Genomic DNA, 13,022 nt, shown 5'->3' with positions numbered 1-13,022 from the left:
CTGCACTCACGGGTTCAACGGATCGAGTCGCGTTGGGAGTTCCCGACGGTGCCGTGCCGGCGCTCAGTACGCGAGCGCCGCGCTGCTGGTCAGGCCCTGATGGGCCAATGCCTCGCGGATGGACTTGCGGCCGCGGTGGATGCGCGAGCGCACCGTGCCGAGCTTCACGCCCAGGGTGGTCGCGACCTCTTCGTAGCTCAGGCCCTCGATGTCGGCGAGGACGACGGCGGCGCGGAACTCCGGCGCCAACGCGTCCAGCGCGTTCTGCAGCTGCGGACCGAGGTTGGCGTCCGCGTAGATCTGCCCGGGGTCCGGGTCGGACGACGGTACGCGCTCGTAATCCTCCGGCAGCGCCTCCATGCGGATGCGGTTGCGGCGGCGGACCATGTCGAGGAAGAGGTTGGTGGTGATGCGGTGCAACCAGCCCTCGAAGGTGCCGGGCTCGTAGCTCTGCAGGCTGCGGAACACGCGGATGAAGGTCTCCTGCGTGAGATCCTCGGCGTCCTGCGCGTTGCCGGAGAGGCGGTAGGCGAGGCGGTACACGCGGTCTGCGTGTTCGCGGACGAGCTCGTCCCAGGAGGGCATGTCGGAGCGATCACCGGACGCGTCGAACGCGGCGGTACCTGCGGGTTCAGCAGCACGCTCATCGTCGAACGTGGCGTACGCAGCCTCGGGCTGCGACTCCTGCCGGGGTCCGGCCTTGCGGGCCAGGGCCATGCGCTCCTCCTCGTGCCGCCGCCGAACAGCGGGGCTATTCACCTGACAGAACTCCCGAGGCGACCGTTTTGTTCCCACGATCGGCAATCTCGCGGTGAGAGTTCTTCACTGACCGATACCTTTCCCTGCCGCCTTGTGGGGGTGCTGATTCCTCCCTGAGTGTTGGCTGTGCATGCATCGCCTTAGCTAACGATCGCGTCACGGCCGGGTAACCGGTTCGCGACCGGCTACGATTCGGACGTGTCTGATTCAGCTGCATCCGCCCTCGTCACCTACGCCGAGAACGCCATCGTCGAGGACGACGCGATGTCGTCGGCCCGCGAACGCGCTGCCGACCTGGGCGTCGACGCGGTCTCGCCGTCCGTCGGCGCTCTGCTCTCGGTGTTCGCGGCCGCGGGCGGCGCCAAGTCCGTCGTCGAGGTCGGGACCGGCGCCGGGATCAGTGGACTGTGGCTGCTGTCGGGCATGCGGCCCGATTCCGTGCTGACCACGATTGACTCCGAGCAGGAGTTCCAGGCCGCCGCGAAGATCGGCTTCCAGCAGGCCGGCGTGGCCGCGAACCGCACCCGCCTCATCAACGGCCACGCCCTGGACGTGCTCCCCCGCCTCGCCGACGCCGCCTACGACCTCATCTTCATCGACGGGGACCCCGTCGATCACCCGCGCTACGTCATCGACGCCGTGCGCCTGCTCCGTCCGGGTGGCGTCGTGGTCGTCAACCTCGGCGACGCCGGCTACCGCGTCCCCGATCCCGACGCCCACGACGACGAGGCCTTCGCCGCCCGCGAGGCGACCCGCATCATCGCCGCGGACGAGAACCTGCTCCCCGTCATCCTCCCGCTCGGCGGCGGCCTCGTCGCCGCCGCGAAGGCCTTCGTCCCGGACGAGTAGTCGCGTCACGGTGCGCATGTCCGACGGTCCGCCGTGCGCAGGTGCCGAACAGGCCTGCCTGCGCCGAGAGCGTCACGCAGGCAATCGAGGAACGAGCGCTTCCGCGAACGGCGTGACATCTGCGCACGTCGGAACGGGCCGACCGGTCGTCTGTGTCAGTTCGATCTGATACGTCCAGTAGCTGGAAGACACGACGATGCTGCACCCTGCATCGGCGCTGTCGTGCAGAAACACCGCATCACGCCCGGCGACATTCTCGTCAGTGACCCGGTAAGCACTGCGCGCTGTGTTGATGTACGACTGATGGTCCCTGAAAGCCGGGCTCATCGCGCTGAGAATCAATGACGGCCGCCAGCTGTATCGTGACGTCTCCCACCCGCATTCCACATCGTTGGCGCGCTCGGAAACGCGTTGCGACGACACGTCCAGGTCTGCCGCAGCCAGCGTCGCACTGGTGATGCCATCGCAGGGCGACCCTGCAGGACGAGTGCCCGGAGTGAGTGGGGCTCCGGGGCCCTCGGTCTGGCCGTCCGCGACGACGGCAGGGCCTCCACCACCCGACCGGAGCGCAACCGTCCCGCCGATCGCAGCTCCGAGTACCAGGACTCCAACGAACCCACCAGCGATCACGACGCGCCGGGAAATACGACGCCTGCCAACCGGCGCCGGAACGACACCTCGCGGGGGCGGTGTCGGCATGTTCTGCCCGACCGGCTGAGGCCTCCTCACCACAGTGGGGTCGGTCGGCGACGGGCGACGCGCACGCACAGGCATCCGGTCCGAGGGTGACGTCCGCGGCAACGGCGAACCGTTCGGCGCCGCGGTCGTTCGGTTCAGCTGTCTCGGTCGTGCAGGGCTCTGAGCAGGATGCGCCGGCCGTAGCGCACTCGCCCCGGGAGTGCCGGCACCCGGGACACCGCGCTCCGAGGTTTCCGGAACATACGCGCCGAGCCTCCTGTCGAACCGCATCATGATCCGCGGCGGCGCCGCGGTCGAATCACTCGCTCCGCCGCCTCGTCGACGTCCGTCGCCGTGTGGAAGGTCCCCCACGTCCCCGTCCTCCTCACTGATCCGACGCAATTGTCTGTTCGTGCACCCACTAGGACCGCGTCAGTTCAACGCCACCGTCCGCCGTCATCCCGCGTGCCATGTCCGTTGCAGTTGATGCGGGCGTCTCGCCCTTCCCAGCAAAATCGGTCGCGACGACGGTCACGCAGCCCGAACCTGCGAATGCGCGGCTCGCCCGGAAGTCACGGCGGCCGTACGGACCTGACTCCGACGACGGCATCGTGGTTTCCTCCGTCCAGCGCCCCGCGGCGAGACTCGCATCCGGGCACGGGGTGTACGCGATGACCCCTACCTGGTGGACGGCTGCCTGGCCGGGCTTTGGCGCCCCCGCCGCAGCATTGAGAGCCGCCTCAGATGTAGGTCCGCCCGGAGAGGTCAAATAGATCATGCGGCCGTACTGACGCTTGTCTGCACTGAGCTCCCCGTCGAAGGCGTTCCAACCATCCGGCACTGCGATGCTCAGGCGAAACCCTGAAGGAATGTCGAACGACCTGGAGCTGGATCGGGTCGAAGACTCCGTGCCGTCAGCGGACGAGCCGCCTCGGTCACCGTGACACGCGGTCGCCGCTCCTACGATCGCGCAGACGATCGCCACCGCGCGGACGAGCCTCCGCGCCCGTCCCCGCGTTACATTTCCGTCACTCATCGAGAACCATGTCATCGGCACTTCGCGAGCGTTCCAGATCTACTCAAAGTGGACAATCGTCTGATCGGATGACATTGGTCCGACACCACACAGGGCGACGCCGTCGGCGATGTCCGCCTACCCGGCTGCTCAGTGCCCGAGCTCCCACAGCGCACTCACCGGCACGGCGCGCTTCTTCTCGCCGAACGCGAGCGTCTCGGTTCCCGTGTACAACACGAGACCTGCCACGAAATCGTCCCCGAGCCTGCACACGAGGTGGTCGATCCCACGGAAGTCGTCGTGCCCCGGCAGGTCGAGTCGAAGTCGCTCGCGACACTCTGTTCGGACGAATTCACCCCTAACCGGACCGCGGTCCACAGGTCGGTCCTGCTCCTTCATAGCGTTGCAACGTTATGACGAGTGAACGGCGCTATGAGGACGCGACGAGCGGCCGGGAGGGATCGCACAGCGGCGCCGAGACCCACCGAGCCATGCGAAGGACGCATGGCAAGTTCCGGAAAACAGCCACTGACCTGCAAATTTTCCACCCATGCGCCGCACGCATGGGTTCCAGGAAAGGCTATCGGTCCGCCGGGACCCCGACGGGGCGCATGAGCGTCGGGTACTTCGGCGGCAGGCCGTCGCCGGTGGAGATGCCGCGCACGCGGCGGGAGATCCACGGGTACGCGAACTCGCGGCGCCACTTCCGCTTGATCTCGCGATCCTCGGCGGGCGAGATCACCGGCGCGGGACCCAGGTCCGGGATCTCCAGCGCGTGCGGCACACCCAGCAGGTCCAGCACGCCGGCAGCCATCCGGACGTGCCCCGGCGACGACATGTGGATGCGGTCGAACTCCCACATCCGCAGGTCGCGGTACTCCTTCATCCGCCAGTAGTCGAGCAGCAGAAGCCCACGGTCGGAAGCGATCTCGCGCACCAGCTCGTTGTAGACGGCGAACCGGCCGCGGAGAGCGCCGAAGATCCCGCTGCCGTGCGTATCGGCCGCCGTCCACACGACCACCGTGGCGCCCGACGACGCCAGCCGCGCAAGGAGGTCGTCGTAGGCGGAGACGACCGCGTCCACGTCCACCGACGGCCGGATCAAGTCGTTCGCACCCGCGTACACGGTCACCAGGTCCGGAGCCAGTTCCAGGCACGGATCGAGCTGCTCGGCAACGATCTGGTCCATCTTCTTGCCGCGGATCGCCAGGTTCGCGTAGCCGAAATCCGGTGAGTGCGAGGCCAGTACCTCGGCGACACGGTCGGACCAGCCGCGGTACTCGTGCGTGCCCGTCGGATCGGGATCGCCCACCCCCTCGGTGAAGGAGTCCCCGATCGCCACGTACCGCAGGAAGTCAGCCACCGCCGGAGCCCCTATACGTCCGTCGAGAACCGCACGCCACCGTCGGGCAGCTCGACCCCCGGCCAGACCCGCGCGCCGTGCAACAGCTCGCAGCGGGCGCCGACGGAGGCACCGTCGCCGATGACGGCCTCGCGGATCCGCGCCCGCGGCCCGATGTGCGCGCCGAATCCGATGATCGACCGCTCCACGATCGCGCCGGCCTCGATCCGCACACCGTCGAAGACGACGGCACCGTCGAGCCTTGCGCCCGCACCGATCTCCGCTCCGCGACCGATGACGGACCCGCCGATCACCAGCGCACCCGGCGCCACCGAGGCACCGGGGTGGATCAGACATTCGCCGCGGACGCCGTCCAGAGCGGCCGACGGTGCGATGCCCCGCACCAGGTCCGAGCTGCCGGCCACGAAGTCCTCGGGGGTGCCCATGTCGCGCCAGTAGCCGTAGTCGACGTGGCCGTACAGCTTGCGATCACCGTTGAGCAGCGCGGGGAACACCTCGCGCTCCACGGAGACCGGCCGCCCGGCGGGGATCTCCTCGATCACCGAACGCTTGAACACGTAGCAGCCGGCGTTGATCTGGTCCGTCGGCGGATCTTGAGTCTTCTCCAGGAACGCGGTGACGCGGCCCGAGGCGTCGGTGGGCACGCACCCGAACGCGCGGGGGTCGGCGACGCGCACGAGGTGCATGGTGACGTCGGCGTTCTTCTCGCGGTGCGTGTTCACGACGGCGCGGATGTCGCTGCCGCCCAACACGTCCCCGTTGAACACCAGCACGTTCTCCGCCTTCAGGGCGGGTAGCACGTTGCGGATGCCGCCGCCGGTGCCCAGCGGCTCCGTCTCGACGACGTACGAGAGCTCCAGTCCCAGTTCGGATCCGTCGCCGAAGTACTCCTCGAAGACCTCCGCCTTGAACGAGGTCCCCAGCACCACGCGGCGGATACCGGCGTCGCGGATCCGCGAGAGCAGGTGGGTCAGGAAGGGCTTGCCCGCCGTGGGCAGCATCGGCTTGGGCGCCGACAGAGTGAGCGGCCGCAGGCGAGTGCCCTTGCCGCCCACCAGGATCACAGCCTCGACATCACTGAGGTCCACCCCGGCGTCCTGTTCCACCGAACTCATCATTCCCCTTTTCGTCTCCGCGTCGCCGCGAGAACACTGATCCGCGAGCGCGCGGCCAGCCCCACCTTCATCGCCGCGCGCAGGGGCGCGGCCGCCGGACCGGGATGCCGGTCGGCGAAGAACCGGTACGCCGAGGCGTGGTGCGCGGGCAGCATGAGCTCCGGCACCTTCCCCGCGGCGTGTCCCTTGGCGTGCACGATCTCCGCGCTCGGGACGTAGACATTGCGCCACCCGGCCCGCGCGAGGCGATCGCCGAAGTCCACGTCCTCCATGTACATGAAGTAGCGGTCGTCGAAGCCGCCGATCGCGGCGAAGGCCTCGGGGCGCACGAGCAGGCAGGAGCCGCTGAGCCAGCCCGCCTCCCGCTCCGACAGGTCCGCCTCGGACTGCTTGTACGCGCGGGTCCACGGGTTCGACTTCCACACCGTGCCGAGCAGCGCGTGCCCGATCCCGTACCGCATGCTCGGGACGTTGCGCGCCGACGGGTAGACGGTGCCGTCGGGGTCGCGGATGAGCGGACCGAGCGCGCCCGCCTCGGGGTGCCGCGCCGCGGCCGCGATCAGCTCGTCGATCGAGCCGGGACCGAACACGACGTCCGGGTTGCTGATGAGGAGGAAGTCCGGGAACGGCGCGGTGCCGGCCGCCGCGTCGGCGCGCAGCCGGGCCACCGCGAAGTTGATGGCCCCGCCGTAGCCCAGGTTCGCGCCGGTGCGCAGGAGTTCCGCCGTGGCGTGTGCGGCGTCGGCGGCCTCGGGGGAACCGTCGACCGACCCGTTGTCGGCCATGAGCACGCGCGGCGCGGCGCCGGAGAAGGCACCGTCGATGCTGGTCAGGAAGTTCTCGAGGTGCTCGCCCGGGGAATAGGTGACGGTGACCACCCCGAGCGTCACAGGGGGTGGGGCGATCTCGTCGGCGGTTCCGGGCACGCGCACAGGTTACCGGTCGGTCGCAGAAGTGGCGCCCAGCGCCCGGTCCAGCGCGTCCTGCCAGTCCGGGAGGGGCGCCAGTCCCCACGCCGCCCACGCCGCGGGCGAGAGCACCGAGTACGCCGGGCGGGGCGCGGGGCGGGGAAACTCCGACGACGTGCAGGGCGTGACGCGCGCCGGGTTCGCGCCGACCCGCTCGAACACGCCCCGGGCCAGGTCGAACCAGGTCGCCGCGCCGCCGCCCGCTGCGTGCAGCACGCCGCCGCCCCGGCCGCGCTCGGCGGACAGCAGAGCGGCGAGGTCCAGCAGGCCCACGGCGAGGTCGGGGGCGTACGTGGGCGAGCCCGTCTGGTCGTCGACGACCTTCGGATCCACGCCGCCGTCGGCCAGCCGCCCCATGGTCCCGACGAAGTCCGGAGCCCAGGCACCGTCGGCAGCACGTCCGGTGTACACCCACGCGGTCCGGACCACGACGGTGCGCGGGTACGCCGCCCGGGCCGCTTCCTCCCCGGCGAGCTTGGTGCGCCCGTACACGCTCGACGGTGCCGTCGGATCCCCCGGCTCCCAGGCCCGGGGCGGCACGGGTGCGGGCCCGAAGACGTAGTCGGTCGAGAGGTGGACGAGCCGGGCGCCGGCGGCGGCGCACCGTCGGGCCAGCAGACCGGGCGCGAGCGCGTTGAGCGCCTCGGCGGCGTCGGGTTCGGACTCCGCGGCGTCGACGGCCGTGTGCGCCGCGCAGTTGATGAGGACCGTGCCGGGCGCGAGATCGAGGCCCTCGACCGACTGTGGCGAGGTCACATCGAGGGCGTCCCGGCCGAGCGCGCGCACCGCGACCCCACGGTCCGCGGCCGCCCCGACCAGCGCCGATCCCAACTGGCCGGACGCGCCGGTGATCACCAGGTTCACACTGCAAACCGTACGTGACGGCCGCGCATGCGAAAGTTCCCAGGTCCAGTCGGTACCGTTATGGGGATGTGATCAAGCGGGCCGAAGCAGGAGGCCCGATCCCGGCGACAAGGAGTGGTGGGTGTCCGACAGCCCGAGTCCACGCGGCGCACGCCATTCCCGCGGTGCCGATGCGAAGCGTCGCAGCGTCCGCGCGGAGAACGAGGGCGGCACCGCCGGCGCGCAGAGCCCGCGGCAGGTGCCCCGCGCCGCCGACCTGTCCGCCGACACCCACGAGCGCCTCCAACGCAGCGGCAAGGCCCTGATCGCGCTGATCACGGCGATCGTGCTGGTGGTGACCGGTGTGGCCTGGTTCTGGTGGTCCCGGTTCGCGGGCGACATCGAGCGCGGCCCCTCGCTCAGCGCCAAACCCGACGGCGCGACCGACATCCTGTTGGTGGGCACCGACTCGCGCACCGACGCGAAGGGCAACCCGCTCTCCAAGCAGGAGCTGGCGCGGCTGAACGCGGGCGTCGACGACGGCACCCTCAACACCGACACGATCATCCTCATCCGCATCCCCAACGACGGGAAGTCGGCCACCGCGATCTCGATCCCCCGCGACGCCTACGTCGCGATCCCCGATCAGGGCAAGGGCAAGATCAACTCCGCGTTCGCGGGCGCCGCGAATGTCACGCGGGACAAGGCGATGGCCAACGGCGACGACGAGAAGACGGCCGTGCAGAAGGGCAACGAGGAGGGTCGCAAGGCGCTCATCGAGACCGTTGCGGATCTCACGGGCGTCTCGGTCGACCGCTACGCCGAGATCGGCCTGGTCGGCTTCTCCCGCCTCACCGATGCCGTGGGCGGCGTCGAGGTGTGCCTCAAGAAGCCTGTCAACGATTCCTTCTCGGGTGCCCGGTTCCGGGCCGGCAAGCAGACCCTCAAGGGCCCGCAGGCGCTGAGCTTCGTCCGCCAGCGGCACGGCCTGCCGCGCGGCGACCTCGACCGCGTCACCCGGCAGCAGGTGTTCATGGCCTCACTGGCCAGCAAGATCCTCTCCACCGGCACGCTCACCAGCCCCGGCAAGCTCAGCCAGCTCCAGAACGCGCTGACCAGCTCCGTCACGCTGGATCAGGACTGGGACGTCATGGGCTTCGCGAAGGAGCTCGCGAACCTCTCGGCGGGCAACATCAAGTTCTCGACGGTCCCCGTCGTCCGCGACGACGGCTGGAGCGACGACGGGCAGCAGTCCGTGGTCGTCGTCGACCCGAAGCAGGTCCAGGCGTACGTGTCCGGCCTCCTCGGGGGCGAAGCACCGAAGACGAAAACCAAGACCGCCACGTCGAGCGCGCCGGCCGTCCCATCGGTGAACCGCTCGTCGTACACGGTGGACGTCGTCAACGGCGGCTCCACCACGGGCCTCGCGAGCGGCGTGTCGAGCTTCCTCGGCGACAAGGGCTTCGGGCAGGGCAAGACCGGCAACGCGTCGACCTCCGAGTCGGGCCTGAGCTCGCGGAGCGCGGTGCTCGCGAGCTCGTCGAACGACCAGGGCGCCAAGGCCGTCGCCGCACTGCTCGGTGGCCTGCCCGTGGTCGCGAGCACCTCGGTGTCGTCGGGCCACGTCAAGGTCCTGATCCAGGACGGGTACTCGGGTCCGGGCTCCTCGAGCGACTCGGGATCGGACTCCGCGGCGACCACCACGTCGCTCGCGCCGGGCATGACCGAGGCGCTCGACCCCAGCGAGGCGGCGCGCATCAGCTCGCTCCTCAACAAGCCCGGTTTCACCGCCCAGCAGAACGGAGGCGTCCCGTGCGTGGACTGACCGTCACCGACCGCCTGCTCGTCCCCATCGTCCAGGCCGACGGTGCCGCGCCCCGGTTCACCTGGTACGACGATGCCTCCGGCGCCCGGATGGGCCTGTCCGCCGTGACGCTCGGGAACTGGGCGGCCAAGTGCGGCAACCTGCTCCGCGATCAGTACGGCTTGGGTCCGGGCGACGCCGTCGGGGTGCTGCTGCCGGCGCACTGGCAGACGGCCGGGATCCTGTTCGGCGCGTGGTGGGCCGGGTGCGAGGTCCGCTTCGGCGAGTCCGGGTCGGTCACCTTCTGCGCTCCGGACCGGCTGGGCGAGGCCTCGGATCTGGGGGCTGACGAGATCCTCGCCGTGGGCCTCGACGCCTTCGGCATGGCCGTTCCCGACCTTCCGCCGGGCATCGACGACTACACCACCGAGGTGCGCGTGCACCCCGATGCGTTCACGCCAGGCGACGCGGGCACCGCGCTCGCCGGCGACTCCCCCGAGATCGTCACGGCGCGGTCCACGGCCCTGTCCGCCTCCGCCGGCTACGCGCCCGGCGACCGCGTGCTCTCGACGCGGGACTGGCGCACCGTCGACGATCTGTACGACGGACTGTTGGCCCCGTTCGCGGCCCCGGCCTCCGTGATCCACGTGTCGAACCCCGACGCCGGGAAGCTCATGGACAAGTTCGCCACGGAGAAGGCCACCGCCCGCGTCGCCTGACCCGCGCCGCGGAGCGGGGAACTACGGCCCCTCGTCCTTCCACACGTCCAGCACGATCCGCCCCGGGTCGCGCAGCGTCGAGTTCACGTGCCGCTCCGCGCCGCCCAGCAGCCGGACGGCCACCTGCAGCTGCCCCTCGAAGGCACAGGAGATGGTGGCGTCGCCGACGAAAGGCCCGCTGCCCGTGACCTTCTTGGACCCCTTGTAGACGGACTCGCCGTTCTCGCCGAACAGCTGAACACCGTCGATCCGGATCACGAGGTAGTCGCCCGCGCCCGCCACGATCGCGCCCGACGCGCAGTCGGCGATCGGCCCCTGTGCCGCCTCGACCGTGTACCCCGGTGCCGTCCCGGTGAACTGCAGCACGACCCGGTCGTGCCCCTCGTTGCGCCCGATCCGCAGGTCGGCGAGCTCCGTCAGCCCCGCGGGCGTGCTGGGCGTCGTCAGCGCCGACGTGCCGGGCGTGGGCTTCGGGGAGGTGGGGCGCGGGCTCACCGTCGAACCGCCCGACGCCGCCGTGCCCGCCGGGGTCGTGGCGCTCACCGTCGCACTGCCCGACGGTGCCTCGCGTCCGTCGTCGCCGCACGCGGCGAGGGCCGCGCCGAGCGCGAGCACCGTCACCGTCGCCACCGCTGCCGCTGCCGCTGCCCGGACCGTCCCGCGATACGCGTGCGCCCCCGTCATGCGGTCCAGGCTAGGGCCGGACCGGACGACGGGGGCGCACCGTTACCGAATCGTGTGCGATCTGGAATCAGCGCAGCAGCTGGCGCGACATGACCATGCGCTGGACCTGGTTGGTGCCCTCGTAGATCTGGGTGATCTTGGCGTCGCGCATCATCCGCTCGACCGGGAAGTCGCGGGTGTAGCCGGCCCCGCCGAGCAGCTGCACGGCGTCGGTGGTGACGTCCATCGCGACATCGGAGGCGAAGCACTTCGACGCGGAGCTGATGAAGCCCAGGTTCTTCTCGCCGCGCTCGGCGCGGGCGGCGGCGGTGTAGACCATGAGGCGGGCGGCCTCGAGGCGCATCGCCATGTCGGCGACCATGAACTGCACGCCCTGGAACTCGGAGATGGACTTGCCGAACTGCTTGCGGTCCTTGATGTAGTCGATCGCCACGTCGAGCGCGCCCTGCGCGATGCCGACGGCCTGCGCGCCGATGGTCGGGCGCGTGTGGTCGAGGGTCTGCAGCGCGGTCTTGAAGCCCGTGCCCTCGTCGCCGATCATGCGCATCGCGGGGATGCGGCACTCCTCGAAGGCCAGCTCGGCGGTCGGGCTGCCCTTGATGCCCAGCTTGTGCTCGTAGCCGGTGACCGAGAAGCCCGGGTCGTCCTTGTGCACGATGAAGGAGCTGATGCCGTTGGCGCCCTTCTCCGGGTCGGTGACGGCCATGACGGTGTACCAGGTCGACTTGCCGCCGTTGGTGATCCAGCACTTGGAGCCGTTGAGGACCCACTCGTCGCCCTCGCGGCGGGCGCGGGTGCGCATCGACGCCGCATCGGAGCCGGCCTCGCGCTCGGACAGCGCGTAGGAGGCCATGGCCTCGCCCTCGGCGAGCGACGGCAGCACGTGCTGCTTGAGCTCCTCGGAGCCGTTGAGGATCAGGCCCATGGTGCCGAGCTTGTTCACCGCGGGGATCAGCGAGGAGCTGCCGCAGACGCGAGCCACCTCCTCGATGACGATGCAGGTGGCGACGGAGTCCGCGCCCTGGCCGCCGTACTCCTCCGGCACGTGGATGGCGTTGAAACCGCTCGCGACCAGCGCGTCCAGGGCCTCCTGGGGGAACCGTTCCTTCTCGTCGACGTCCTTGGCGTGCGGCGCGATGTCGCGCTCGGCGAGCGCCCGGATGGCGGCGCGCAGTTCCTCGTGCTCCTCGGGGAGCTGGAACAGGTCGAAGTCGGGGTTGCCAGCCATAGGGGCCTCCATCAGCGTCTACGTGTTTGGGTCCGGGCTGATTCTATCCATGCCCCGCCGTCGGTCAGTTAGTCGCACGTAACCAATATTCGACGATCCGCTTGTTCCCGGGAACAACCGCGCCCGCCCCGGGCCCCACCTGTCGCGATTGGCGGGCTTCCCGCGGGAGTCTCTCACCCATCATCGGGTTGCAACCCCATGCTCTGCGAAGAACACCCGCGGCAGAGCCGCACACGTGCGGCTTCGCGTCGAGCACTGTGAGTCCACGGCTGAAACGCACAGGCGGCCGGATTCTGGCGCGTGTTCAGCTGAGCCGTGGATTCACAGCACGGCGACTATCGGGGCAGGCGGGTGAAGACGCGGTGCACGACGCCGCTGGGACTCACCGTCGACTCGACCGCGAACCGCTCCTGCACGCCCTCGAGCCCGTCCCACAGCCGCTCGCCGCGGCCCAGCACGATCGGTACCTCCACGAGGTGCAGGTGGTCGATCAGGTCGGCGGCGAGGAACTCGCGCACCGTCGACACTCCCCCGCCGATCCGGACGTCACCATCACCGGCAATCCCCCGCGCCGCGGCCAGCGCCTCGGCGGGTGAGGCGTCGAGGAACCGGAACTCCACCCCATCGCCGGTGGTGAACGCTGGCCGGGGTCGGCTCGTGAGCACGATGATCGGGGTGGTGAACGGCGTCTGCTCGCCCCACCAGCCGCGCCAGGACTCGTCGGCGAGGACCTCCGGCGTGGGCGCGAACTTGCCGCGCCCCATGATCTCCACGCCGATGCCCTCGTCCCAGGCCTCGGAGAAGGCATCGTCGACGCCCCGGGCCGCACTGGTCAGCCCGTGGATCGCGGCACCCCGTCGGGTCCCGAAGAACCACGACATCAGCGACCCGCCGGCGTGGCCGAAGGGTGCGTCCACCGACTGGTCGGCGCCCGTGCCGAAGCCGTCCAGCGAGATCGCGAAGTTGTGCACCCGCACCTGACCGCTCATGCGGACCA

13 protein-coding genes are annotated in these 13,022 nt (G+C 70.2%); 3 read left to right on the top strand and 10 right to left on the bottom strand.

Annotation, left to right across the window (positions count from 1 at the left end; translation table 11 throughout):
- Positions 1-63 precede the first annotated feature (63 nt).
- On the bottom strand, positions 64-717 hold the full coding sequence (gene sigE, locus AXK60_RS07795) for an RNA polymerase sigma factor SigE (RefSeq protein WP_068570492.1): 654 nt from the start codon (positions 715-717) through the stop codon (positions 64-66).
- Between the two features lie 240 nt (positions 718-957).
- Between sigE and AXK60_RS07790 the strand changes: the two genes are divergently transcribed.
- Complete coding sequence (locus tag AXK60_RS07790; protein ID WP_068570491.1) at positions 958-1,608, top strand: O-methyltransferase; 651 nt, start codon at positions 958-960, stop codon at positions 1,606-1,608.
- 72 nt (positions 1,609-1,680) lie between these two features.
- Here the strand turns inward: AXK60_RS07790 and AXK60_RS26850 are convergent, their stop codons facing one another.
- The 6 genes from AXK60_RS26850 to rfbD all read right to left on the bottom strand — a co-directional run bounded on the left by AXK60_RS26850 (position 1,681) and on the right by rfbD (position 7,611).
- Positions 1,681-2,307: a DUF3558 family protein gene (locus AXK60_RS26850; protein ID WP_217491763.1), complete on the bottom strand. Its 627-nt coding sequence runs from the start codon at positions 2,305-2,307 to the stop codon at positions 1,681-1,683.
- Between the two features lie 1,144 nt (positions 2,308-3,451).
- Positions 3,452-3,700: a hypothetical protein gene (locus AXK60_RS07785; protein ID WP_068570490.1), complete on the bottom strand. Its 249-nt coding sequence runs from the start codon at positions 3,698-3,700 to the stop codon at positions 3,452-3,454.
- Positions 3,701-3,881: 181 nt separating this feature from the next.
- Positions 3,882-4,664, bottom strand: a complete 783-nt coding sequence (locus tag AXK60_RS07780) for an SGNH/GDSL hydrolase family protein (protein WP_068570489.1) — start codon at positions 4,662-4,664, stop codon at positions 3,882-3,884.
- Between the two features lie 11 nt (positions 4,665-4,675).
- Complete coding sequence (gene manB / locus AXK60_RS07775; protein ID WP_414929980.1) at positions 4,676-5,770, bottom strand: mannose-1-phosphate guanylyltransferase; 1,095 nt, start codon at positions 5,768-5,770, stop codon at positions 4,676-4,678.
- Positions 5,771-5,778: 8 nt separating this feature from the next.
- Positions 5,779-6,705, bottom strand: coding sequence for a glycosyltransferase (locus AXK60_RS07770; RefSeq protein WP_231855410.1), 927 nt, complete (start codon positions 6,703-6,705; stop codon positions 5,779-5,781).
- Positions 6,706-6,714: 9 nt separating this feature from the next.
- The gene (gene rfbD / locus AXK60_RS07765; RefSeq protein ID WP_068570487.1) at positions 6,715-7,611 is read right to left on the bottom strand and encodes a dTDP-4-dehydrorhamnose reductase; all 897 of its coding nucleotides are present in this window, start codon (positions 7,609-7,611) and stop codon (positions 6,715-6,717) included.
- 121 nt (positions 7,612-7,732) lie between these two features.
- Here rfbD and AXK60_RS07760 point away from each other — a divergent pair, with 121 nt between their 5' ends.
- Both AXK60_RS07760 and AXK60_RS07755 read left to right on the top strand, forming a co-directional pair.
- The gene (locus AXK60_RS07760; RefSeq protein WP_068570486.1) at positions 7,733-9,415 is read left to right on the top strand and encodes an LCP family protein; all 1,683 of its coding nucleotides are present in this window, start codon (positions 7,733-7,735) and stop codon (positions 9,413-9,415) included.
- Complete coding sequence (locus tag AXK60_RS07755) at positions 9,403-10,113, top strand: TIGR03089 family protein (protein ID WP_068570485.1); 711 nt, start codon at positions 9,403-9,405, stop codon at positions 10,111-10,113. The genes AXK60_RS07760 and AXK60_RS07755 overlap by 13 nt, the downstream gene beginning before the upstream one ends.
- Before the next feature lie 21 nt (positions 10,114-10,134).
- Here the strand turns inward: AXK60_RS07755 and AXK60_RS07750 are convergent, their stop codons facing one another.
- The 3 genes from AXK60_RS07750 to AXK60_RS07740 all read right to left on the bottom strand — a co-directional run bounded on the left by AXK60_RS07750 (position 10,135) and on the right by AXK60_RS07740 (position 13,014).
- On the bottom strand, positions 10,135-10,797 hold the full coding sequence (locus AXK60_RS07750; protein WP_139057811.1) for an AMIN-like domain-containing (lipo)protein: 663 nt from the start codon (positions 10,795-10,797) through the stop codon (positions 10,135-10,137).
- A 67-nt stretch (positions 10,798-10,864) separates the two neighbouring features.
- Positions 10,865-12,025: an acyl-CoA dehydrogenase gene (locus tag AXK60_RS07745; protein ID WP_068570483.1), complete on the bottom strand. Its 1,161-nt coding sequence runs from the start codon at positions 12,023-12,025 to the stop codon at positions 10,865-10,867.
- A gap of 335 nt (positions 12,026-12,360) precedes the next feature.
- Positions 12,361-13,014, bottom strand: coding sequence for a dihydrofolate reductase family protein (locus AXK60_RS07740; protein ID WP_068570482.1), 654 nt, complete (start codon positions 13,012-13,014; stop codon positions 12,361-12,363).
- Positions 13,015-13,022: the final 8 nt, after the last annotated feature.

This window comes from Tsukamurella pseudospumae (assembly GCF_001575195.1).
In the GTDB taxonomy this organism is placed as follows: Bacteria; Actinomycetota; Actinomycetes; order Mycobacteriales; family Mycobacteriaceae; genus Tsukamurella; species Tsukamurella pseudospumae.
The sequence above is the reverse complement of the archived record's forward strand: the minus strand, read 5'-3'. Positions and strand labels throughout refer to the sequence as shown.

Coding starts and splice junctions, on each gene's coding strand:
- sigE (WP_068570492.1), bottom strand. CDS start 717: ATGGCCCTGGCCCGCAAGGCCGGACCCCGGCAGGAGTCGCAGCCCGAG.
- AXK60_RS26850 (WP_217491763.1), bottom strand. CDS start 2,307: ATGCCGACACCGCCCCCGCGAGGTGTCGTTCCGGCGCCGGTTGGCAGG.
- AXK60_RS07785 (WP_068570490.1), bottom strand. CDS start 3,700: ATGAAGGAGCAGGACCGACCTGTGGACCGCGGTCCGGTTAGGGGTGAA.
- AXK60_RS07750 (WP_139057811.1), bottom strand. CDS start 10,797: ATGACGGGGGCGCACGCGTATCGCGGGACGGTCCGGGCAGCGGCAGCG.
- AXK60_RS07745 (WP_068570483.1), bottom strand. CDS start 12,025: ATGGCTGGCAACCCCGACTTCGACCTGTTCCAGCTCCCCGAGGAGCAC.
- AXK60_RS07740 (WP_068570482.1), bottom strand. CDS start 13,014: ATGAGCGGTCAGGTGCGGGTGCACAACTTCGCGATCTCGCTGGACGGC.